The following is a 20,554-nucleotide window of genomic DNA, read 5'->3' as shown; positions in this document are numbered from 1 at the left end:
ATCCTGCCGTGCCTCCGGCGCAGACTGCATCGGACATACGGATGACCCCCGACCCGACGAAAGTATGGGGCCTGGCGCGACCGCGGCATCGGGTCCGCCTGGCTTCGGTTCACTAACGTGTACGCCGTGCAGCAACGCTCCCCAGACGACTATCAGCCACGCCTGACCGTGTGGGGACACGTCTGGCGCTATCTGGCCGCGCTGGGGATCAGTGCTCTCGGGTTGACGTCCAGCGTCGGTGGGTGGTCCGACTGGCGTTTCGCGCTCGACATCGGGTTGGGCGTCGTCAGCCTGGTCCTGGTCTTCTGGCGGCGGCGCTGGCCGGTCGCGATCGCCACGTTCACGACCATCGCGGGGGCCGTCTCGCTCCTCTCCGCCGGCGCCTCCGCGCTCGCGCTCGTCTCCTTGGCGACCCGCCGTCGCTGGCGCGAGATCATCCCGATATCGCTGCTCAGCCTGGGTGCGGGAATGTTCTGGTTCGCGTTCATGGACACCTCGACGTCGTCCGACGACCTGACCCCGGCCGTCGCCATGTGGGGCCTCAACATCGGCCTGAACGTCGTAGTCGTCGCCGCCCTGGTCGCCTGGGGCATGTACATCGGCTCGCGCCGTGAGCTGATCGCGACGCTGCGGCTCCGCGCCGAGACCGCCGAGGCCGAGCAGGCGCTGCGCGTCTCGCAGGCCCGCGAGACCGAGCGCAGGCGGATCGCCCGCGAGATGCACGACGTGCTCGCCCACCGCATCTCCCACATCTCCATGCAGGCCGGCGCGCTTGCCTACCGCGAGGACCTCTCCGCCGAACAGATCCGCGGTGAGGTGGGCACCATCCGCGACGGTGCCCATCGGGCACTGGACGACCTCCGGACCGTCCTCGGCGTGCTGCGCGGCAACGGCGAGGATCCCGAGACCGCGCCCCAGCCGACGTACGCCGAGCTCGGCCGCCTCGTCGAGGAGGCCCGCGAAAGCGGCATGAACATCACCTTCGAGGACGACGTCGAGGGCTCGCCGCCAGAGGCGGTCGGGCGGTCGATCTACCGGGTCGTGCAGGAGGGCATCACCAACGCCCGCAAGCATGCGCCCGGGGCGGCCCTGCAGGTGTCGCTGCAGGGCTCCGAGGAGCACGGGATCGACGTACTGCTGCGCAACCGGCTCGGCTTCGACTCCAACACGCCCGGCGCCGGGCTGGGCCTGGTCGGGCTCACCGAGCGCGTCGACCTCGCAGGGGGCCGCCTCGCGCACCGTACGGAAAAGGATGTCTTCATCCTCGAAGCATGGCTACCGTGGGGCCAGTGAGCAGCCCAGGGACCAGCCCAGAGAGTCCGGTCAAGATCAAGGTGGGGATCGTCGACGACGACCCGCTCGTGCGTTCGGCCCTCGGGCTGATGCTCGGAGGTCAGGCCGACATCGAGGTCGTCGGCGAGGCGACCGATGGCCAGGAGGCGCTCGCTCTGGTGCGTACGTCCGCCCCTGACGTGGTGCTGATGGACATCCGGATGCCGCGCGTCAACGGCCTCGAGGCCACCCGGCGGGTGCTCACCGAGGCCCGGTCGCCGCGGGTCATCGTGCTGACCACCTTCGGTGCCGACGAGTACGTCGTCGACGCCCTCGCCGCCGGCGCCGACGGGTTCCTGCTCAAGGACACGCCCCCGCCCGAGATCGTCGCGGCGATCCGCGCGGTCGCCTCCGGCGAGCCGATCCTCTCCCCCAAGGCGACCCGCACGCTGATCACCCGGCTCCGCGCCGAGCCGACCGGCGAGCGCGCCGCTGCCGCCAGCCGCCGGCTCGAGGCGCTCACCGAGCGCGAGCACGAGGTCGCCCTCGCGGTCGGGCGCGGGCTGAGCAACGCCGAGATCGCCAAGGAGCTCTACCTCTCGATCCCGACCGTCAAGGCGCACGTCTCGCGCCTCTTCGACAAGCTCGGCGCCACCAACCGCGTCCAGATCGCGATCACCGTGCACGACGCCGGCCTGGTCTGAGCCGCTCGCCTCACCGACCACATGCGTCACACCGCTCGGGGTTTTCCTGCACTTCTCAGGTGTTGCAATGCCTGAGAAGTGCAGGGATACCCGGTTAACCGGGTATCCCTGCCCCGGCATCAAACCTCGTAGACAGCCCCCGTCGCCGCCAGCTCGGTCGGACCGTCGTACGCCGAGCGCGCCTCGCGAAGGGCGTCGGCGGGGTCGTGCCAGGGCGGGACGTGGGTGACGACCAGCTTCTTCACATGAGCCTTGGTGGCGTACTCCCCCGCGTGGACGCCGGTGATGTGCACGCCGGGCGGGTTGTCGACGCCGTCGCGGAAGGCGGCCTCGCAGACGAACAGGTCGGCGTCGGTGGCGATGTCGAGCAGCGCCTCGGTCTCGGCGGTGTCGCCGCTGTAGGCGATGACCTTGCCGTGCGCCTCGATCCGGAGCCCGTACGCGTCGACCGGATGCTCCACGGCGGTCGGGGTGATCACGAACGGGCCGAGATGGATCGGCCCGGTGTAGGTGGAGAACGCGAACTCCTCGCGCATCCCGGGGCGCTTGGGCAGGTCGTAGGCCTTCGCCAGGCGGCGTCCGGTGCCCTTGGGGCCGTAGACGGGGATCGGCGGCTGCGGGCCGGTGGGGTGCCACTTGCGGAGCACGTAGTAGGAGGTCATGTCGACGCAGTGGTCGGCGTGCAGGTGCGAGAGCAGGACGGCGTCGATCAGCAGCGGGTCGATGTAGCGCTGCAGGACCCCGAGCGCACCGTTGCCCATGTCGAGCACGATCCGCCACGTACGTCCGGCCTCGTCGTCGGCCTCGACGAGATAGCAGGAGGCGGGGCTGTCGGGCCCGGGATAGGAGCCCGAGCATCCGATGACCGTCAGCCGCATCCCGGAGGTCATCCCATCCCTCCGGCGAACTGCTGGGCTGCGGCGAGCTCCGGGCCCAGGAACCGAGCACCGATCGCCTTGAACTCGGCGGGGTTGCCGGTGGTGAGGAACGTGTAGGTCGGCTCGCCGCCCTCGCGCATCAGGTCGTGCTCGGCGAGGACGCGGTAGACGTCCTTCGCCGACTCCTCGGCACTGCTGACCAGCGTCACGTTGTCGCCCATCACATAAGAGATCACACCAGTCAGGAGCGGATAGTGGGTGCACCCGAGGATCAGCGTGTCGACCCCGGCGCTGGTCAGCGGGTCCAGATATTCGTGCGCGGCGGCCAGGAGCTCGTCGCCGCCGGTGATGCCGGCCTCGACGAACGGGACGAACTGGGGGCACGCCTGGGTGTGCAGCGAGACGTGGGGAGCCGCGGCGAAGGCGTCGTCGTAGGCCATCGACTCGGCGGTCGCATGGGTGCAGATGACCCCGATCCGGCCGGTGCGGGACGCGGCGACGGCGCGGCGGGTCGCCGGCAGGATGACCTCGACGACGGGCAGCGGCTTGTAGCGCTCTCGGGCATCGCGCAGCATCGCGGCCGAGGCCGAGTTGCACGCGATCACCAGCGCCTTCACACCCTGCGCGACGAGATGGTCGAGGCACTCCAGGGCGTACTCGCGCACCTCGGCGATCGGCTTGGGCCCGTAGGGTGCGCGGGCGGTGTCGCCGACGTACAGGATCGACTCGTGGGCGAGCTGGTCGATCACCGACCGTGCCACGGTGAGACCGCCGAAGCCCGAGTCGAAGATCCCGATCGGGGCGTCGCGGTCGGGCTGGGCTGAACCCAGGGGCGAGGGCGAACCCAGGGACGAGACGGACTGCACGATCGTCAAGGCTAGGCCCAAACAGCGCAACTTCGCAGTGCTGGGGGTCACTCGAGACATACCCGAGATCCATCTCACGTTCATGAGCGGGCCGGATCAGTGTTGTTAACGTCCGGTTATGACGATTTCTCGGCGCTCGCTGGTGCTGATGGTCCTGATCACCCTGTTGGGCGTAACCTTCGCGGTCGTCGAGCTGCCCGGGCGGCCCGCGCAGGCGGCGACCACGAAGCGGGTGCTGGCGATCTCCGTCGACGGTCTCAGCGTGACCGCGATCGAGGAGCTCGGCCCGGGCAACCTGCCCAACATCTACCGGCTGATGCGCGGCGGCGCCTCGACCCGGCAGGCGCGCAGCGAGTACGAGCAGAACGTCACCCTGCCCAACCACACCTCGATGGTCACCGGCCGCCGGATCACCCGCTCCGCCCACGGCCACGGCGTCACCTGGAACACCGACCGGTCGTGGATGACGGTGCAGGAGGCCGCCGGGCATCCGGTCTCGTCCGTCTTCAGCCAGGTCGAGCGCACCGGCCGGAGCAGTGCCCTGTTCGCGTCGAAGTCGAAGTTCGGCCTCTTCGACCGCTCCTGGCCCTCGATCGACCGGTTCGTGGTCGACAGCGACGCCGACCTGGTCAGCCGGGCGGCCGCCGACCTGGCGACCAACAAGCGTGCCTTCACCTTCGTCCATCTGGGCTCCCCCGACCACTACGGCCACCGCGACGGCGGGATGAGCGCGGCCTACCGCGCCTCGGTGGTTCGCACCGACGCCCGCATCGGCAAGCTCCTGAAGGCGATCGACTCCTCGACGACGCTGAAGCGGTCGACGTACGTCATCCTCACCGCCGACCACGGCTTCAAGGCCGCCGCCAGGGACCACGGTGCCCACCTCTACTCCAACTACCGGATCCCGTTCCTCGTGTGGGGTCCCGGGGTCGCTCGCGGTGCCTCGCTCTACCGGCTCAACCCCGACTACCTCGCGCCGGGGACGACCAGGCCGACGTACGCCGGCAGGCAGCCGATCCGCAACGGCGACCTCGGCAACCTGGCCCTGGACCTGCTCGGCCTGGGCCCGATCCCCGGCAGCACGCTGAACTCAACTCAGTCACTAGACATTCGCTGAGCGTTCGCCCGGGGTGCCATCGGGTTCACTTAGGGTGTGCCGGTGCGTCGCCTCTTTCCCCTCGTCTCCCTCGGCATCTTCCTCGTGGTCGTGCTCGTCGTGGCGTTCACCGCCCTGCCCGACCGGGACGGCGGCGGTAGCGGTGGCGACACGGGCGATGGTCGCGACCGTGCGGAGCGTGAGCCCACCCAGGTCGGCCGCAAGGTGCTCGCGATCTCGATCGACGGGCTCAACCCGGATGCGCTGGCGAAGCTGGGACCGGCGAAGACGCCCAACATCCACCGGATGATCGACGAGGGCGCCTCGACGCTCAACGCCCGCACGGCCTATGAGAAGAACATCACCCTGCCCAACCACACCAGCATGGTCACCAGCGACCCGATCAACGCCGACGACGGCGGCCACGGGGTCACCTGGAACGTCGGTGACCCGTCGAAGTCGATATCGAAGAACGAAGACTCGATGTTCACCGTCGCCCACGAGGCCGGGCTCAGCACCGGGGTCTTCGTGACCAAGCAGAAGTTCGAGCTGTGGCAGCGGGCCTGGGAGGACGACATCGACCTCTACGTGCCGATCGACGACCACGACGAGCTGGTCCCGGAAGCCGCCGAGGACCTCGCCGACGAGCGGCGCGACCTCACCTTCGTACATCTGTCGCTTCCCGACGTCGCCGGGCACGCCTCGGGCGGGATGTCGCCGGAGTATCTGGAGGCCGTCGAGGAGTCCGACGCCCAGGTCGGCGAGTTCCTCGACGTCGTCGACGCCGACCGCGGGCTGGCGAAGGAGCTCGACGTCATCCTCACCGCCGACCACGGCTTCAAGCCGGGCATCACCAACCACTCCGAGAAGGTCTACGAGAACTACCGGATCCCGTTCATCGTCTGGGGACCGGACGCCGGCGCCGGCACGGATCTCTACGAGCTCAACGCCGACGACTACCGCGACCCCGGCAAGGGCCGGCCCGACTACGAAGGCCCTCAGCCCGTACGCAACGCCGACCTCGGCAACCTGGCCCTGGATCTCCTCGGCCTCGGCCCCATCGGGACCAGCGACATCGGCAAGAAGCAGACGCTCGACGTCAAATGATGTTTGCCATAACCGTCCACGAGCACACACGCCCCTGAGGTACGTTTCGAACGTAACCTCCCCAAGGAGCGTGCGATGTCAGTCACCCGGATGGCTCGGGCAGCTTTACGCAGGGATCGTCGTGCCCGGCGGGTCACGATCATCGGCGCCGGCATCGGCGGCCTGACTCTCGCCGTCGAGCTTCGCCGGCGGGGCGTCGAGGTCGAGGTGTACGAGGCTGTGACCGATCCGCGCCCTGCCGGCGACGCCGTGCTGCTACCGGCCAACGCGACCCGGCTCCTGGAGCGCCTCGGGCTCGAGCCCGATCTCGGTGAGGCGGCGGCGACCGTCGGCGGCTGGGTCTGGCGCGACGGCCACACCGGCGCCGCGATCGGACGGGTGCTCTCCGCCGCGGAGTACGCCGACCGCGCCGGGGCTCCGTGCTACGGCATCGATCACGCCGACCTGCACGCGCTCCTGAGCGAGGCGGTCGGCACCGAGGGGCTCCACCTCGGCCACCGTCTGGTCGCGCTCACCGATCCCGGCGACGGCCCCGTGACGCTGGAGTTCGCCGGCGGCGAGTCGGTCGAGGCAGACCTGGTCATCGGCGCCGACGGCGCTGGATCGATGCTGCGCGAGCACGTCGTCGGCTACGACGACGCCCAGTTCTCCGGCTGCATCGCCTGGCGTGGGATCGTCCCGCGCTCGCACCTCACCCTGCTCCCCGATCCTGGCCGTGTGCAGGTGTGGACGGGAACCGACGGCCACCTGATGCATCACCCGGTCGGCAAGGGCGACCACGCGTTCCTGCTGGTCAAGCGGCAGCTCGGACCATGGGCACCGGACTCGTGGTCCTGGCCGGCCGACCCGGACGAGCACGTCCATGCGTACGCCGGCTGGCATCCGGCCGTGGTCCAGATGATCTCCGCGGCACCGTGCTCGGAGCACTGGGGCCTCTTCCACCGTCCACCCCTGGCCACCTGGTCGCGCGGCCGGGTCACGCTGCTCGGCGACGCCGCTCACCTGATGGTGCCCCACCACAGCCAGGGTGCCGCCCAGGCGATCGAGGACGCGATCGTCCTCGCCGACTGCCTCGCCACCGACGACTGGGACCGCGCCACCACGACCTATGAGCTACGCCGCCGCGACCGCACCCGCCGGATCCAGGTCGCCTCGCTGGCCGCCGCCGACGTCCTCCACCTCCCCGACGGCCCTCGCGCCCAGGCCCGCAACAAGCGGCTCGGGTCAGGCGATGCGTACGACCGTCATCTCGCCTGGATCCACGACCACGACGTGGCCGCCCCCGGCCACCGACCGTAACTCCGGGGCCTGCTGCCGCGTTTCCCAGGAGTGAGAGCCTTCCTCGGACGCAAGGGGTTCCTGGCGCTCGGCATCTGGGCGATGTACGCATCGGCCGTCGCCGCAGTGCTGGTGCAGCTCGGCGCCGAGTCCGAGGCCGGGAGCGTCTGGTCGGGGCGCCCGATGGCCCCCGGCAGCCCCGCCGCCCTCATCGCGAAGCACGACTGCTGGAGCGCCGAGGCCCCGCGCGACATGACCGGCACGCTCCCCGGCCACGCCATCGTCGCCACCGGCCCCGCCCCGCGCTACGTCGACGCCCACCTCACCGGCAAGGCCCTCGACCAGGTCTTCTCCGGCGAGGACCACGGCCTCGTCGTCTACGCCTTCTGCCGCTGAGGCTCGACCAGCGGCGGTCAGGCCCAGAGCTGGCCCTCGAGGCCTTCCTCGGCGTCGTCGATGGTGCCTTCGTACGCCCCGGTGGAGAGGTACTTCCAGCCGCCGTCGGCGACGACGAAGGCGATGTCCGCCTTCTCCCCGGCCTTGAGTGACTTGGCGGCCTGGGCGAGGGCGGCGTGGAGGATGGCGCCGGTGGAGATGCCGGCGAAGATGCCCTCCAGCTCGAGGAGCTCGCGGACGCGGCGTACGGCGTCACGTGGGCCGACCGAGAAGCGGGCGTCGATCAAGGACGCGTCGTAGAGCTCGGGGACGAAGCCCTCGTCGAGGTTGCGCAGGCCGTAGACGAGCTCGCCGTAGCGCGGCTCGGCGGCAACGATGCGTACCTCCGGCTTGGCGGTGCGGAAGAAGCGGCCGACACCCATGAGCGTGCCGGTCGTGCCGAGTCCGGCGACGAAGTGGGTGATCGAGGGGAGGTCGGCGAGGATCTCGGGTCCTGTGCCCTCCTCGTGGGCGCGCGCGTTGGCGGCGTTGCCGTACTGGTAGAGCATCTCCCAGTCGGGGTGCTCGGCGGCGAGGCGCTTGGCGACCCGGACGGCCTCGTTGGAGCCACCGGCGGCGGGCGAGGAGACGATCTCGGCGCCCCACATCCGCAGCAGCTGGCGCCGCTCCTCGGAGGTGTTCTCGGGCATCACGCACACGATCCGGTAGCCCTTGAGCTTGGCCGCCATCGCCAGCGAGATCCCGGTGTTGCCGGAGGTCGGCTCCAGGATCGTGCAGCCCGGACGGAGCCTGCCGTCCTTCTCGGCCTCCTCGACCATGCGAAGAGCCGGGCGGTCCTTGATCGAGCCGGTGGGGTTCCGGTCCTCGAGCTTGGCCCACAGACGTACGTCGGGAGAGGGCGAGAGGCGGGGCAGCCCCACCAACGGGGTGCCCCCGACCGACGCCAGCAGGTTGTCGTAGCGCATGGGGTCCATCGTCGCATCAACCGATCGACTGATGCCCACTCGCGCCGATCGCCCGATCCGTGAGACCGCGTCACCGACCAGGCTGGAGGTATGCATCAGGAGCGAGAACCAGCGGTCGTCGTGGACGGCCTGCGCAAGACCTATGGCGACAAGGTGGCGGTCGACGAGATCAGCCTGAGCGTCCACGAAGGCGAGATCTTCGGCATCCTCGGCCCCAACGGAGCCGGCAAGAGCACGACCGTCGAGTCGATCGCCGGCCTGCGGGTCGGCGACCGCGGCCGGATCCGGGTCCACGGCATCGACCCATGGACGGACCGTGCTGCCGTGACCGAGGTGCTCGGCGTACAGCTCCAGGAGGCGAAGCTGCAGCAGAAGATCACCGTCCAGGAGGCGCTGGAGCTGTGGAGCGCCTTCTACCCCGACCCGGAGCCGTGGGCGCCGCTGGCCGAGCGGCTCGGCCTCGGTCCTCATCTGCGGCAGCGGTTCGAGAACCTCTCCGGCGGTCAGCAGCAGCGGCTCTCGATCGCCTTGGCGCTGATCGGCCGGCCGCGGGTCGTGGTGCTCGACGAGCTCACCACGGGCCTGGACCCACGGGCCCGTCGTGAGGTGTGGGACCTGGTGCGCGACGTACGCGACCGGGGTGTGACCGTCCTGCTGGTCACCCACTCGATGGAGGAGGCGCAGACGCTCTGCGACCGGATCGCCATCGTCGACGCCGGCCGGATCCGGGCGCTGGACACCCCGGCGGGGCTCATCGATTCGGCGTCCGCGGCCACCATCACCACCTTCGAGACGCCGGTCGCGATCGACCTGGCCTCCCTGCGCGAGCTCGACGGCGTCACCGCCGCGCGCAGCGAGAACGGCACCGTCACCGTCGAGGGCACCGAAGGGGTCGCGCTCGCGGTCGTCGAGGTGCTGCGTACGCAGGGCGTCGCCCCGCAGCGGCTCCGGGTCGCCGCGGGGAGCCTCGATGCCGCCTACCTCGACCTCACCGAGACCGATGCAGAGACCGATGCAGAGACCGAGACCGACACCCGCCAGGAGGCGCCCCGATGACCAGCCCGACCATCGCCGTGATCCGTACGGAGTCCCGGCTCTTCGCCCGCGAGCGGCTCTCGCTCTTCTGGATCGTCCTCTTCCCGAGCCTGCTGCTCGGGGTGCTCGGGGTGATCCCGAGCTTCCGCGAGGACAGCGCCGACCTCGGCGGCCGGAGCCTGATCGACCTCTACGTGCCCGTCACCGTGCTGCTCTCGATGATCATGGCGGCGATCATGACGATGCCGCCGACACTGACCGGCTACCGCGAGAGCGGCGTGCTGCGACGCCTCGGCACCACGCCGGCCCGCCCCACCTCGATCCTCCTCGGTCAGGTGCTGGTGCACGCGGTCGCGGTCGCGGCGTCGTCGGTGATCGTGATCGTCCTCGGCCGGGTGGTGTTCGGGACACCGCTGCCGGAGTCGCTGGTCGGCTACGTCGTCGCGTACGTCCTGGCGCTGGCCGTCTCGCTGGGGATCGGTGCCGCGATCACCGCGGTCTCCCCCAACGCGAAGACGGGGCAGGTGGTGGGGATGGTGGTCTTCTTCCCGTCGATGTTCACGGCGGGGGTCTACTTCCCGGTCGAGGTCTTCAGCGGCACGGTGCGCGACATCATCTCGTTCACGCCCTACGGCGCCGCCTCGAACGCGCTCAACGACGCCGCGGCCGGGGACTTCCCCGCGCTCATGGATCTGGTGGTGATGGGCGGCTGGACGGTGGTGCTCTACCTGATTGCCGTGCGCGCCTTCCGCTGGGAATGAGAGGGTCCTACCCATGACCTCGGCCGTCGAGCACGAGCAGCGCTGGGAGCGCAACCTCAAGGTGCTGCCCTTCGTGCTGCTCGCGCTCGCCACGGTGATCAGCGTCGCGACCATCCCGGAGATGGGCCCGCACACGCTCGGCATGCAGGTGACGCTCGGCGTGCTGGTGGCCGCGACCGCGGTGTGGATCTGGCGGTGGATGTATGTCTACGGCCGCCCACATCCGGTCGGCTACGTCGGGCGCACCCTGCTGGCCGCCGCCCTCACCATCGTCCATCCGCTCTTCTGCATCTTCGCCTGGGTCGGCTTCCTGGACGCCTTCGAGTCCTTCCGCGGCCGCTGGAGATGGGTGGCGATGGCGGCCACCTCACTGATCATGGCCACCGGCCAGACCGGCGGGCCGCCGCCGTACGACAGCCCGTGGCAGAGCGCGGCGCTGCCCGTGCTCTTCGTGGTCAACTTCGGCCTCGCCACCCTGATGGCCCGCTACAGCATGCACCTCGACGCCGTCAGCCAGGAGCGGGCCGACACGATCGTCCGGCTGGAGAACGCCCTCGCCGAGAACGCCCGTCTCCAGGAGCAGCTCCTCGCCCAGTCCCGCCAGACCGGCGTACGCGACGAGCGCGAGCGCCTNCAGAAGTGGCGGACGAAACTGTCGTTTCGTCCGCCACTTCTGCAGTCTCGGCGAGGAGGGCTACACGTGCCCTGTCGCCGATGCTCTCCGCCGGGAGATCGCGTCGACGCTGGCCGCGACCAGTAGGACCAGGCCGGTGACCATCCAGACGGTGCCCTGGGGCTGGTCGAGCAGGCCCATCCCGTTGTCGATGACTGCCACGACGGTGCCACCGATGACGGCGTCGATGACCCGGCCCTTGCCACCGAAGAGCGAGGTGCCGCCGATGACGGCAGCACCCACGGCATAGAGCAGGGTCGTCTCGCCGCCCGTGTTCGGGTTCACCGAGTTGGTCCGGCTGGCGATCATGATGCCGGCCACCGCCGCCATGGTGGAGCAGAGAACGAAGCACGACAGGCGCACCCGGAACACGTTGATCCCGGCCCTACGTGCCGCCTCGGCGTTGCCGCCGACCGCGTAGACGTGCCGGCCCCAGGCGGAGCGGGTCAGCGTGAAGGTGAGCACGATCAGCAGGCCGACGATCACCACCAACGAGACCGGCACCCCCTTGAGCGAGGTCAGCGCCGGGTTTCGGCTGCGCTCGACGGAGAGATAGCCGACCACGGCGAGCACCACGACCGTCAGCAGCCCTGTCTTCAGCGCCCATAGCAGGATGGGCTGGACGGTGAGGTTCTTGGCGCGGCGGCGCGCATCGGTGACGTACGTCAAGGCCGCATAGCCCACGATGCAGACGATGCCGAGCACCCAGCCGAGCCAGACCGGCAGGTTGGCGTTGTTGAGACCGTTGATGAAGTCGTTGCGGTAGGGAATCGTCCCGCCCTCGCCGATCATCGTCAGGAGTACGCCCTGCAGCCCGAGGAACGCGGCCAGCGTGACCACGAACGACGGGATCCCGAGCCGGGCCACCAGCAGCCCGATGGTCAGGCCGATCACCGCTCCGGTGAGCAGAGCCCCCAGCAGCGCAGGGACCAGCGGCCACTCCTGACGGGTCAGGAGCACACCCAGCACCCCGGCGCACGTGCCGCCCGCGAACCCCGCCGACAGGTCGATCTCGCCCAGCAGCAGCACGAAGACCAGGCCCATCGCGAGCACGGTCACGCCTGCCGACTGACCGATCAGGTTGGCGAAGTTGAACGAGTTGGTGAACTGGTCGGGGCGCAGCGCGGAGAAGACCACGACCAGCGCGATCAGACCCAGCACCGCCGGCAGAGAGCCGACCTCACCACCCCTGAGCTTGGCCATGTAGGCCCGGAAGATCCCACCCAGCGAGTTGTCGGGCTCCGGATCCGGCGCCGCGGCGATCGTCGGGTCATCGGCATCAAGGCTCATGCCGCACCTCCTTGAGGAACGACGCCGGTGGTGATCGCCTGCACGATCTGCTCGCGCGTCGTGGAGGCGGCCTCGATCTGACCGATCATGCGGCCCAGATACAGGATCGCGATGTCGTCGGCGACCTCGAAGACGTCGTTGAGGTTGTGGCTGATCAGCACGACGCCGAGGCCCCGGTCGGCCAGGCGCCGCACCAGCCGGAGCACCTGCTCGGTCTGGGCCAGTCCGAGCGCGGCGGTCGGCTCGTCGAGGATGACCAGCTTCGAGTTCCACAGCACGGCTCGGGCGATCGCCACGGTCTGGCGCTGGCCACCGGAGAGGGAGGCCACCGGCGTACGCACCGATGTCAGCGTACGTACCGAGAGACCGTCGAGCGTCTCGCGAGCGCGCTGCTCCATGGTGTCCTCATCGACCAGCCGCAGTCGTCTCATCTCCCGGCCGAGGAACATGTTGTGGACGACGTCGAGGTTGTCGCACAGGGCGAGGTCCTGGTAGACGACCTCGATCCCGAGCGCGGCGGCCTCCTTGGGGTTGGTCACCTTCACCGGCTCACCCTCGAAGAGGTAGTCACCGGCGTCGAAGAGATGGATCCCCGCCATGCCCTTGATCAGGGTGCTCTTGCCGGCGCCGTTGTCGCCGACGAGCGCGGTGACCCGGCCCGCCCGCACCGTGAGGTCCACTCCGCTCAGGACCTGCACGGCGCCGAAGGACTTCTCGACGCCGCGCAGCTCCAGCAGCGAACTCACTGAGGCACGCCGTTCTCGGTGCACAGGTCGGCGATCGCGCCGGCGCACACCTCCGCGGCGTCGGCCTGACCGTCCTCGATGACCGTACCGACGGTCTCCTTGGTGACCCAGACCGGCTCGGCGAGCACGGACGGCACGTCCGTTCCGGCCTCGGTGTCCTCGACGCTGCCGGTGGCCAGCGCCTCGGCAGCATCCTTGTCACCCTCGATCAGCGCGATCGCCAGGTCCGCGGCGGCCTTGGCCTCGAGCGCGGTGTTCTTGTAGACGGTGCCGCACTGGAAGCCCTGAAGGATGTTCTGCAGACCCTCGACCGAGGCGTCCTGGCCGGTCACCGGGATCTTGCCCTGCGCGTTGTTGGCCTTCAGCCGGGCGATGATGCCGCCGGCCATGGTGTCGTTGGCCGAGACCACGCCGTCGATCTTTCCGCCGTTGGCGGTGTACATCTGGTCGAAGACCTTCCCGGCCTTGGTGGCGTCCCACTCCCCCGACTGGTCGCCGACGAGCTTGTAGGTGCCGTCGGCGATCTTCGGCTCGAGCGCCTTCTCGTAGCCCGACTTGAACAGGGCCGCGTTGTTGTCGGTGGCCGCGCCGTTGACGTAGACGATGTTGCCGCCCTTCTTGCCCGCGGCAGTGATGCACTCGTCGAGGCCCGTGCCCATCAGCTCGCCGACCTTCACGTTGTCGAAGGAGACGTAGTAGGAGGCGCCGCCGTTGAGCGTCAGCCGGTCGTAGTCGATGCTCGTCACGCCCGCGTCGGCGGCCTTCTTCAGGCAGGACGCCCCCGACTCGGAGTCGAGGTTGGTGATGATGATGACCTTGACGTTCTCGTTGATCATGCTGTCGCACAGCTGACCGAACTTGGCGGTGTCGCCCTGAGCGTTCTGGATCGTGGCCTCGAGGCCGGCATCGGCGAACGCCTTCTCGAGGTTGGGCCGGTCCTGGGACTCCCACCGGGGAGACGTGGTCGCGTCGGGGAGGATCACTCCGACGTCGGTGCCGCCCGAGTCTCCCGAGTCGCCACCGTCATCCGAGCCTCCACATGCAACGAGCGATGCGGTCGACAGGGTCGCCACCGCTGCGACCGCCATCAGGCGGCCGATCTTGTGCGTGTTCATCGTCGAACTCCTCAGTCCTGGGTGTGATCTAAGTCACGTCGGGGTGCAACCTATCTCCTTCAGCGGCGATGTGAAGCCGTTCTGAGGAGATCTCGACAGCGGATTGATAACGGCCGTATGCCTTCAGGTCACCAATGCTCGTTACGTTGCGACCGCTCCCACCCGCCCACGTCCACTAGAACAGCGATCACGTGACCGCCACCTCGGATTTCCGCACGCCCACGACCAACCGGGCCGACAGCGATCCCAACAGCCCCAAATCTGGGCACAGCTCCGGGCACACCGCTGGACACATCAGCGAGATCCACGGCCTGCGCGGCATCGCCCTGGCGCTCGTGGTCGCCTTCCATCTCTTCGGCAACGGCCGGGTCTCGGGCGGGATCGACGTCTTCCTGGTGATCTCCGGCTTCCTCGCCACCCGGTCACTGGTGGGCAGGGCCGAGCGCGGCCGGGTGAGGCTCGGCGAGCACTATGGACGTACGTTCGCGCGGCTCGCCGCGCCGGCGCTGATCGTGCTGGCCGCGACGGCCGCGCTGATGGTGGTCTTCATCCCGCAGACGCTGTGGACGCAGACGACCCGCGAGCTCATCGCGGCGGCGACCTACACGCTCAACTGGGAGCTCATCGCCAGCCAGCTCTCCTACGGCGCCGCGGGGCCGTCCTCGACTCCGGTGCAGCATTTCTGGTCGCTCGCGGTGCAGGGGCAGTTCTTCCTGCTGTGGCCGCTGGTGGTCGTCGGGCTGGCTCTGGTGCTCCGCATCGTGGCGCGCGGCCGACTGAGGCGGCTCAGCCTCGCACGGGTGCTGTTCGTGCTGACCGCGGCCGCGTTCACCCTCTCCTTCGTCTACGCGATCAAGGTCTCCGGATCCGACCAGGCGGCGGCGTACTTCAACTCCGTCACCCGCTTCTGGGAGATCGCCGCCGGCGCCCTCGCCGCGCTCGCTCTGCGCCGCCTGAGCCTGCCCGAGAAGATCAAGCCGTACGTCGCATGGACCGGCCTAGCCCTGGTCGTGACCTGCGGTTTCGTGATGGACGGCGCGGACCACTTCCCGGGGCCGCTGGCCCTGTGGCCGGTCGCCGGGGCGCTGCTGGTGATGGTCGGCTCCACCCCGTCGCCACGTGGGCCGCGCCAGCTGCTGGAGACCCGCCCGCTGCGGTTCGTCGCCGACGTCTCCTACGAGCTCTACCTGTGGCACTGGCCGCTGCTGATCGCGTGGCTCTACTACTCCGGCGGGGAGCGACTCACCGTCGCCTCGGCCGCGGGCGTGCTGGCGGTCTCGACGCTGCTCGCCTGGGCGACCAACCGGCTGGTGACCCGCCAGGTCCAGACGTACGTCATCAGGCCAGGCGGACCGCGAGCCCTGGTCGCCACCCTGGCTGCTCTCGTGGTCGCCGTCGGCGCCGGCTGGAGCGGCCTGGCTGCGATCGACCACTCCGAGGACAGGGCGATGGCGGCGGCGGCCCGGCTCGCCACCGCCGACCCCTTCACGACCGAGTGCCTCGGTGCGTCCGCGCTGGCGGTGAGCTCCGCGGGAGGCTCGTGCCGCAACCCCGACCTTCGGGGTGAGCTGATCCCGGCGGTGGCCGCGATCGGCGCGGACGACGAGAACCGGGGCCAGTGCTGGTCCTTCGAGGAACGTCCGGTGCGCTTCAACGCCTGCCCCAACGGGGCGGTCGACGGTTACCAGAAGCGGCTGCTGATGGTCGGCGACTCGCACGCCGTCGCCCCTGTCGGCGCCCTCGACCTGATCGGCGACCAGCGCAACTGGCGCATCGACGTCGCCGCCCGCGCCGCCTGCCACTGGAACGCCCGGCCGCTCGGCCGGAACATCGCCGACAACCGCCCCGCCTGCGCGGAGTGGAACCGGCAGCTCGAGGCCTACCTGCGGGCTCCCGAGCAGCAGGACCTCGACGCGATCATCGTCACCCACTCGGCACGCAAGACCACCCAGCCGCTGGGCGGCGAGACGCCGTACGAGTCCACGGTCAACGGTCTGGTCGAGGCCTGGAGCCACCGGCCCTCGAAGGACGTCCCGGTGATCGCGCTCGTCGACAACCCGATGTTCGAGCCCGACAACGCCGCCTATCTCCGCACCACGCTGGGCTGCATCCAGCGGCACTCCCCCGAGACCGCGGGCGAGGCGTGCGGGCGGCCGCGCACCGACGTACTCGTCAAGGACCCGCACCGCGACGCGGTCGCCCTCGACCCCAACGCGCACCTAGTCGACCTGACCCACCTGTTCTGTGGAGACAAGATCTGCCCGGCGGTGATCGGCAACGTCATCGTCTACCGCGACGGCAACCACATCACCTCGCGCTACGCCCGCACCCTGGCGCCCTACCTCAGCGAGGAGCTCGTCAGGGTGATCGATTAGCTCAGCGGGCGACCGCGAGCGCGTCGATCTCGACGAGCATCTCCTCGCGCGGCAGGTGTGCGCAGGGGCCGGAGCCTGGTCGGTGGAGATGCGGATGCTGGGTGCAACATGGGCCGCTGGGCCCTCGCTTCCGGGACGTCCTGCCCTGTCCACATCCAGGCACCGCGACGACTCTCAGGTGATGGACACCGACACAGGCACACCGTCGTCCGCCGCCCCGATGACCTACACGGTCACGGGTCGCTCGATTGCAGGCGGACCCGCTCATGTCCACACCGCCGGCGAAACCGTCGCCCTGGACGCCAGCTGGGGTGCGGCACCGTCCGAGCTACCAGGTCCAGCACATCTGCTCGCCGCGGCACTGGCGGCGTGCCTGCTGAAGAACCTGGCGCGCGCCAACGACCTGCTGTCGTTCCAGTACGAGCGCGCCGAGGTGCAGGTCACCGCCCGCCGCCAGGACGCACCGCCGATGTTCACCGAATTCGTCTACGAACTGCGGCTGGTCACCAACGAACCTCAACGGCGTCTCGACCTGTTGCAACGCAACCTGGCAGGCTACGGAACCGTCTACAACACCCTTGCCGCCACCTGCGACGTCCACGGCACCATCGTTGTCATTGCCTCCTCGGACGCACACTGACCCGGGCAGCCATCGGGCGAGCTGGACCGCCGACTAACCCCAAGCGTGCGCGAGCAGGTCGCGGGTGTCGGTCAGCAGCTGCGGCAGGGTCCTGGTGCGGCCGATGATCGGCATGAAGTTCTGGTCGCCGACCCAGCGGGGCACGATGTGCTGGTGCAGGTGGGCGGCGATGCCGGCGCCGCCCGCGGTGCCCTGGTTCATCCCGATGTTGAAGCCCTCGGCCTGCGAGACGCCCGCGAGGGTGCGTACGGCCTGCTTGGTCAGCACCGCCATCTCGGCGGCCTCCTCGTCGGTGGTCTCTACGTAGCCGGCGACGTGACGGTAGGGGCAGACCATCATGTGGCCCGGGGCGTACGGATAGAGGTTGAGCACCACGAAGCAGGTCTCGCCGCGGTGGACGACCAGGCCCTCGGCGTCCTCGAGGGTCGGCACCCGGCAGAACGGGCACTTCGTCTCCGAGGGGTCGGTGGGCTTGTTCTCCCCGCGGATGTAGGCCATCCGGTAGGGCGTCCACAGCCGCTCCAGACCGTCGCCCTCGCCGATGCCGTCCTGGGTGAGTACGCCGTCCATCTCTGTCACGCGGCAAACACTACTTAACCCCTCACAGGCCCATTCAGAACAGGCTCAGTCGGGCGCTTCCCCGCCCCGCAGCGCGTAGGTCCCGGCGACGGCGGCGGCGAGCAGCACGACCAGGCAGGCCGCCGTGATCCCGGACAGTGCCTGCCAGGGGAACGTCAGCGGCGCCTCGGGCACGTCGCGTACGACCGCCTGCCGCAACAGCCAGCCGGTGAACCCGGTGACCGCGCCGCCGACCAGCAGGGCGCCGGCGCCGGTGAACACCGTCTCCCAGAGCGCGGTCCGGCGCACCTGTGCCGGGGTTGCGCCGACGAGCCGGGCGGTGGCGGTCTGGCGGCGGCGCTGGCTCGCCCCGATCAGAACCGCGTTGACGGCCGCGATCGCGGCGTAGACACCGGCCGGGCCGAGCATCACCCACAGCACGACCGTGTTCATCTCGCGCGCCTCGGCCGAGACCGCTCCGACCCACTCCTCGCCGGTGCTCACCTCGGCCCCGGTCTCCCGGATCGACCGTGCGGTCCCGGCGACGTCCGCGCCGGCGTCGGTGCGCACGAAGACCGTTCCGGTGTCGCGGGCGACCCTGTCGATGCGTGGCAGGTCGCCGGGCACGATGATGTCGCTCCACAGGTTCGGGGCGTCGGGGACGACCGCGACCAGGCGCACCTTGACGGTCCGGCCGTCGATGCGCATCCGGCGGGTCTGGCCGACCCGGCCACCGAGGTCGGTGACGTAGGAGGCGGTGACCGCCATCGCCCGGCCGTGCAGGTCGGAGAGACTCCCCTGCGTCGCCTGCAGGCTGCGCGTCGCGGCAGCGCTGGAGACGTCGACGACCTCGACGTCCTCAGGACCGCCCCCGAACCCGACCTGCGCCGTGCGGCGTACGTCGCTCACATCCACCCCGGGAACGTCCTGGATCCCCTCGGGGCGCTCGGCCTGCTCGACGACCAGCTCCGCCCTGAGGGAGGCCCGGTCGGCACCCTCGCTCCAGTCGGCGGTCGCACCGACCGCGAGCACCATCGAGCCGGCCACCGCCATGATGGCCACCACCGGCGCCGCCACCGCGGCGGTCATCCGGCTGCTGGTGCGGGCGAGGTCGCGGGCCAGGTGCGCCGCCGGGTCCCGTCGCGCCACCGTGGCACCGGCGTACGCCGCGAGCTCGGTGTAGAGCAGGCCGCCCACCGCGTTGGCCCCGATCACGGCGACGATCGGCAGGAACATGCCCACGAGCAGGGCGAACAGCAGCGGCATCTCGGGAGCGAGCACGGCGGTCGCGACCAGCGCGCCGGCCGCGGCGAGCGCGACCAGCGCCTGGACCACCGTCGGCCGTCGCCGCTCGAGCACCGCGTCGCGGAGCGCCTCGACCGGCTGCGTACGTCCCGCCCGGGCGCCCGCGCGCCAGGCCCCGACCAGGGCGACCCCGACACCGCAGGAGGCGGCGATCGCCCATCCGGTGCCCTGGCTCGGCATCGCGAGCAGGACCGGAGTGACCCCGGCCTGGTGCAGGATGCGCAGCACCGGCACCGTCACCGCTGTGCCGAGCAGGCAGCCCGCGACCGTGCCCACGGCCGCGACCGCGAGCGCCTCTCCGAGCAGCAGGGTCCGCACCTGGCGCGGGGTGGCGCCGAGCAGGCGGAGCAGGCCGAGCTCACGGCGCCGGGTGGCCACCACGAACCCGAAGGTCGAGGAGACCACGAAGAGCGCCAGGAAGAGCGAGATGCCGGCCATGATCCCGAACAGCGACCCGAGGTCGTCGATCTGCGTCCGGGTCTGCGGGTCCAGCCCGTCGGTGGCGGTGCCGAGCGCTCCCAGCATGTTGGTGGCGAGGGTGATCAGGGCGATGCCGCCGGCGAGGGCGACCGCGGCCCCGGCGTACGGAGGCCACGACTGGCGCAGGCTCTTGAGGCTGTGCGCGGCCAGCGAGACGAGGTTCATCGCACGGGCTCCAGCTCGGCCATGCGGGCGCCGATCCGGGCCGGATCGGCGCGCTCCATCTGCCCCACGACCCGGCCGTCGGCGAGGAACAGCACGCTGTCGGCGTACGACGCGGCGAGCGGGTCGTGGGTGACCATCACGACCGTCTGCGCCGGCCCGTGGGTCACCGGCGCGTCGACGAGGTTGCGCAGCAGCTCGAGCACGTCGCGTCCGGCGTGGCGGTCCAGCGCACCGGTGGGCTCGTCGGCGAAGAGCACCGCGGGCCGGGCGTGCAGCGCACGCGCGATGGCGACGCGCTGCTGCTGGCCGCCGGAGAGCTCCGGCGGCCGCCGCCGGGCGAGCCCGTGCAGACCGACCTGCTCGAGCGCCCCGATCACCTGGGCGCGATCCGGGCGCCGCCCGGCGAGGCGGGCGGGAAGGGCGACGTTGTCGTACGCGGTGAGAGCGTCGAGCAGGTTGTACTGCTGGAACACGAAGCCCATCATCTGTCGGCGCAGCTTCGTCAGCGTCGTCCGGTTCAGGCCGGCCAGGGCGGTGCCGGCGACCCGGACGCTGCCCCTGGTGGGCCGGTCGAGGCCGGCCGCGATCTGCATCAGCGTGGACTTGCCCGATCCCGACGGGCCCATGATCGCGGTGAACGTCCCGGACGCGAAGGCGTGGCTCACGCCCCGTAGGGCGTCGACCTTGCCGGAGCGGGAGCGATAGGTGCGGGTGACGTCGTCGAGCACGACGGCGGGCGGGCCGGGCGGCCGGGGCGCGTGGACGGCGGCCGGGAGGGTGGCGGTCATGGCTTCCAGCAAACGCCTCGCACGCGGCACGCACACGGGCGCAGACGCGACGGCGAGGTAG

The 20,554-nt window shown here is 70.4% G+C and carries 19 protein-coding genes; 10 read left to right on the top strand and 9 right to left on the bottom strand.

Annotated features, from left to right (window positions below):
* Positions 1-126 precede the first annotated feature (126 nt).
* On the top strand, positions 127-1,293 hold the full coding sequence (locus ACFX43_RS27795; RefSeq protein WP_378839644.1) for a sensor histidine kinase: 1,167 nt from the start codon (positions 127-129) through the stop codon (positions 1,291-1,293).
* On the top strand, positions 1,290-1,976 hold the full coding sequence (locus ACFX43_RS27790) for a response regulator (RefSeq protein ID WP_378839640.1): 687 nt from the start codon (positions 1,290-1,292) through the stop codon (positions 1,974-1,976). Before ACFX43_RS27795 ends, ACFX43_RS27790 begins: the two co-directional genes overlap by 4 nt.
* Before the next feature lie 119 nt (positions 1,977-2,095).
* On the opposite strand, the gene ACFX43_RS27785 is transcribed toward ACFX43_RS27790, so the two are convergent.
* Positions 2,096-2,866, bottom strand: coding sequence for an MBL fold metallo-hydrolase (locus tag ACFX43_RS27785; RefSeq protein ID WP_357353688.1), 771 nt, complete (start codon positions 2,864-2,866; stop codon positions 2,096-2,098).
* Complete coding sequence (gene murI / locus ACFX43_RS27780) at positions 2,863-3,720, bottom strand: glutamate racemase (RefSeq protein WP_160024693.1); 858 nt, start codon at positions 3,718-3,720, stop codon at positions 2,863-2,865. The genes ACFX43_RS27785 and murI overlap by 4 nt, the downstream gene beginning before the upstream one ends.
* Positions 3,721-3,838: 118 nt before the next feature.
* On the opposite strand from murI, the gene ACFX43_RS27775 reads away from it, so the two are divergent.
* From ACFX43_RS27775 to ACFX43_RS27760, 4 genes are all read left to right on the top strand, one after another.
* Entirely contained in the window at positions 3,839-4,837 is a 999-nt protein-coding gene (locus ACFX43_RS27775) for an alkaline phosphatase family protein (protein WP_378839631.1), read from the top strand.
* A gap of 42 nt (positions 4,838-4,879) precedes the next feature.
* The gene (locus ACFX43_RS27770; RefSeq protein ID WP_378839626.1) at positions 4,880-5,923 is read left to right on the top strand and encodes an alkaline phosphatase family protein; all 1,044 of its coding nucleotides are present in this window, start codon (positions 4,880-4,882) and stop codon (positions 5,921-5,923) included.
* A gap of 75 nt (positions 5,924-5,998) precedes the next feature.
* A complete protein-coding gene (locus ACFX43_RS27765) occupies positions 5,999-7,222 on the top strand; it encodes an FAD-dependent oxidoreductase (protein ID WP_378839619.1) in 1,224 nt (407 codons plus the stop codon).
* A gap of 30 nt (positions 7,223-7,252) precedes the next feature.
* Positions 7,253-7,597: a hypothetical protein gene (locus ACFX43_RS27760; RefSeq protein ID WP_378839615.1), complete on the top strand. Its 345-nt coding sequence runs from the start codon at positions 7,253-7,255 to the stop codon at positions 7,595-7,597.
* Positions 7,598-7,614: 17 nt separating this feature from the next.
* On the opposite strand, the gene ACFX43_RS27755 is transcribed toward ACFX43_RS27760, so the two are convergent.
* Entirely contained in the window at positions 7,615-8,562 is a 948-nt protein-coding gene (locus ACFX43_RS27755; protein WP_378839612.1) for a PLP-dependent cysteine synthase family protein, read from the bottom strand.
* A 90-nt stretch (positions 8,563-8,652) separates the two neighbouring features.
* Here ACFX43_RS27755 and ACFX43_RS27750 point away from each other — a divergent pair, with 90 nt between their 5' ends.
* Both ACFX43_RS27750 and ACFX43_RS27745 read left to right on the top strand, forming a co-directional pair.
* On the top strand, positions 8,653-9,618 hold the full coding sequence (locus ACFX43_RS27750) for an ABC transporter ATP-binding protein (RefSeq protein ID WP_378839607.1): 966 nt from the start codon (positions 8,653-8,655) through the stop codon (positions 9,616-9,618).
* Positions 9,615-10,358 (top strand): ABC transporter permease, encoded by a 744-nt coding sequence (locus ACFX43_RS27745; protein ID WP_378839603.1) that lies wholly within the window; start codon positions 9,615-9,617, stop codon positions 10,356-10,358. The genes ACFX43_RS27750 and ACFX43_RS27745 overlap by 4 nt, the downstream gene beginning before the upstream one ends.
* Before the next feature lie 694 nt (positions 10,359-11,052).
* Here ACFX43_RS27745 and ACFX43_RS27740 read toward each other — a convergent pair.
* The 3 genes from ACFX43_RS27740 to ACFX43_RS27730 are packed head-to-tail and all read right to left on the bottom strand — an operon-like array spanning position 11,053 to position 14,182.
* Positions 11,053-12,321 (bottom strand): sugar ABC transporter permease, encoded by a 1,269-nt coding sequence (locus ACFX43_RS27740; RefSeq protein WP_378839597.1) that lies wholly within the window; start codon positions 12,319-12,321, stop codon positions 11,053-11,055.
* Positions 12,318-13,067: an ATP-binding cassette domain-containing protein gene (locus tag ACFX43_RS27735; RefSeq protein WP_378839592.1), complete on the bottom strand. Its 750-nt coding sequence runs from the start codon at positions 13,065-13,067 to the stop codon at positions 12,318-12,320. The genes ACFX43_RS27740 and ACFX43_RS27735 overlap by 4 nt, the downstream gene beginning before the upstream one ends.
* Entirely contained in the window at positions 13,064-14,182 is a 1,119-nt protein-coding gene (locus ACFX43_RS27730; RefSeq protein ID WP_378839575.1) for a sugar ABC transporter substrate-binding protein, read from the bottom strand. Before ACFX43_RS27730 ends, ACFX43_RS27735 begins: the two co-directional genes overlap by 4 nt.
* A 191-nt stretch (positions 14,183-14,373) precedes the next feature.
* Here ACFX43_RS27730 and ACFX43_RS27725 point away from each other — a divergent pair, with 191 nt between their 5' ends.
* Positions 14,374-16,557 carry an acyltransferase family protein gene (locus ACFX43_RS27725; protein WP_378839572.1) on the top strand — a complete coding sequence of 728 codons (2,184 nt, stop codon included), beginning with the start codon at positions 14,374-14,376 and terminating at the stop codon, positions 16,555-16,557.
* Between the two features lie 181 nt (positions 16,558-16,738).
* Positions 16,739-17,197, top strand: coding sequence for an OsmC family protein (locus ACFX43_RS27720; RefSeq protein WP_378839567.1), 459 nt, complete (start codon positions 16,739-16,741; stop codon positions 17,195-17,197).
* A 33-nt stretch (positions 17,198-17,230) separates the two neighbouring features.
* Here ACFX43_RS27720 and ACFX43_RS27715 read toward each other — a convergent pair whose 3' ends face one another.
* The 3 genes from ACFX43_RS27715 to ACFX43_RS27705 are packed head-to-tail and all read right to left on the bottom strand — an operon-like array spanning position 17,231 to position 20,493.
* On the bottom strand, positions 17,231-17,767 hold the full coding sequence (locus ACFX43_RS27715; protein WP_378841179.1) for an HIT family protein: 537 nt from the start codon (positions 17,765-17,767) through the stop codon (positions 17,231-17,233).
* A 54-nt stretch (positions 17,768-17,821) separates the two neighbouring features.
* On the bottom strand, positions 17,822-19,705 hold the full coding sequence (locus ACFX43_RS27710) for an FtsX-like permease family protein (RefSeq protein ID WP_378839563.1): 1,884 nt from the start codon (positions 19,703-19,705) through the stop codon (positions 17,822-17,824).
* On the bottom strand, positions 19,702-20,493 hold the full coding sequence (locus ACFX43_RS27705) for an ABC transporter ATP-binding protein (RefSeq protein ID WP_378839560.1): 792 nt from the start codon (positions 20,491-20,493) through the stop codon (positions 19,702-19,704). Before ACFX43_RS27705 ends, ACFX43_RS27710 begins: the two co-directional genes overlap by 4 nt.
* Positions 20,494-20,554 lie beyond the last annotated feature (61 nt).

Source organism: Nocardioides sp. YIM B13467 (genome assembly GCF_042788075.1).
GTDB lineage: Bacteria > Actinomycetota > Actinomycetes > Propionibacteriales > Nocardioidaceae > Nocardioides.
The sequence above is the reverse complement of the archived record's forward strand: the minus strand, read 5'-3'. Positions and strand labels throughout refer to the sequence as shown.

Bases quoted from the DNA above. Each gene is read 5' to 3' on its own strand.
- ACFX43_RS27785 (WP_357353688.1), bottom strand. From the start codon at position 2,866: ATGACCTCCGGGATGCGGCTGACGGTCATCGGATGCTCGGGCTCCTAT.
- ACFX43_RS27775 (WP_378839631.1), top strand. From the start codon at position 3,839: ATGACGATTTCTCGGCGCTCGCTGGTGCTGATGGTCCTGATCACCCTG.
- ACFX43_RS27765 (WP_378839619.1), top strand. From the start codon at position 5,999: ATGTCAGTCACCCGGATGGCTCGGGCAGCTTTACGCAGGGATCGTCGT.
- ACFX43_RS27755 (WP_378839612.1), bottom strand. From the start codon at position 8,562: ATGCGCTACGACAACCTGCTGGCGTCGGTCGGGGGCACCCCGTTGGTG.
- ACFX43_RS27750 (WP_378839607.1), top strand. From the start codon at position 8,653: ATGCATCAGGAGCGAGAACCAGCGGTCGTCGTGGACGGCCTGCGCAAG.
- ACFX43_RS27745 (WP_378839603.1), top strand. From the start codon at position 9,615: ATGACCAGCCCGACCATCGCCGTGATCCGTACGGAGTCCCGGCTCTTC.
- ACFX43_RS27740 (WP_378839597.1), bottom strand. From the start codon at position 12,321: ATGAGCCTTGATGCCGATGACCCGACGATCGCCGCGGCGCCGGATCCG.
- ACFX43_RS27730 (WP_378839575.1), bottom strand. From the start codon at position 14,182: ATGAACACGCACAAGATCGGCCGCCTGATGGCGGTCGCAGCGGTGGCG.
- ACFX43_RS27720 (WP_378839567.1), top strand. From the start codon at position 16,739: ATGGACACCGACACAGGCACACCGTCGTCCGCCGCCCCGATGACCTAC.
- ACFX43_RS27715 (WP_378841179.1), bottom strand. From the start codon at position 17,767: ATGGACGGCGTACTCACCCAGGACGGCATCGGCGAGGGCGACGGTCTG.
- ACFX43_RS27710 (WP_378839563.1), bottom strand. From the start codon at position 19,705: ATGAACCTCGTCTCGCTGGCCGCGCACAGCCTCAAGAGCCTGCGCCAG.
- ACFX43_RS27705 (WP_378839560.1), bottom strand. From the start codon at position 20,493: ATGACCGCCACCCTCCCGGCCGCCGTCCACGCGCCCCGGCCGCCCGGC.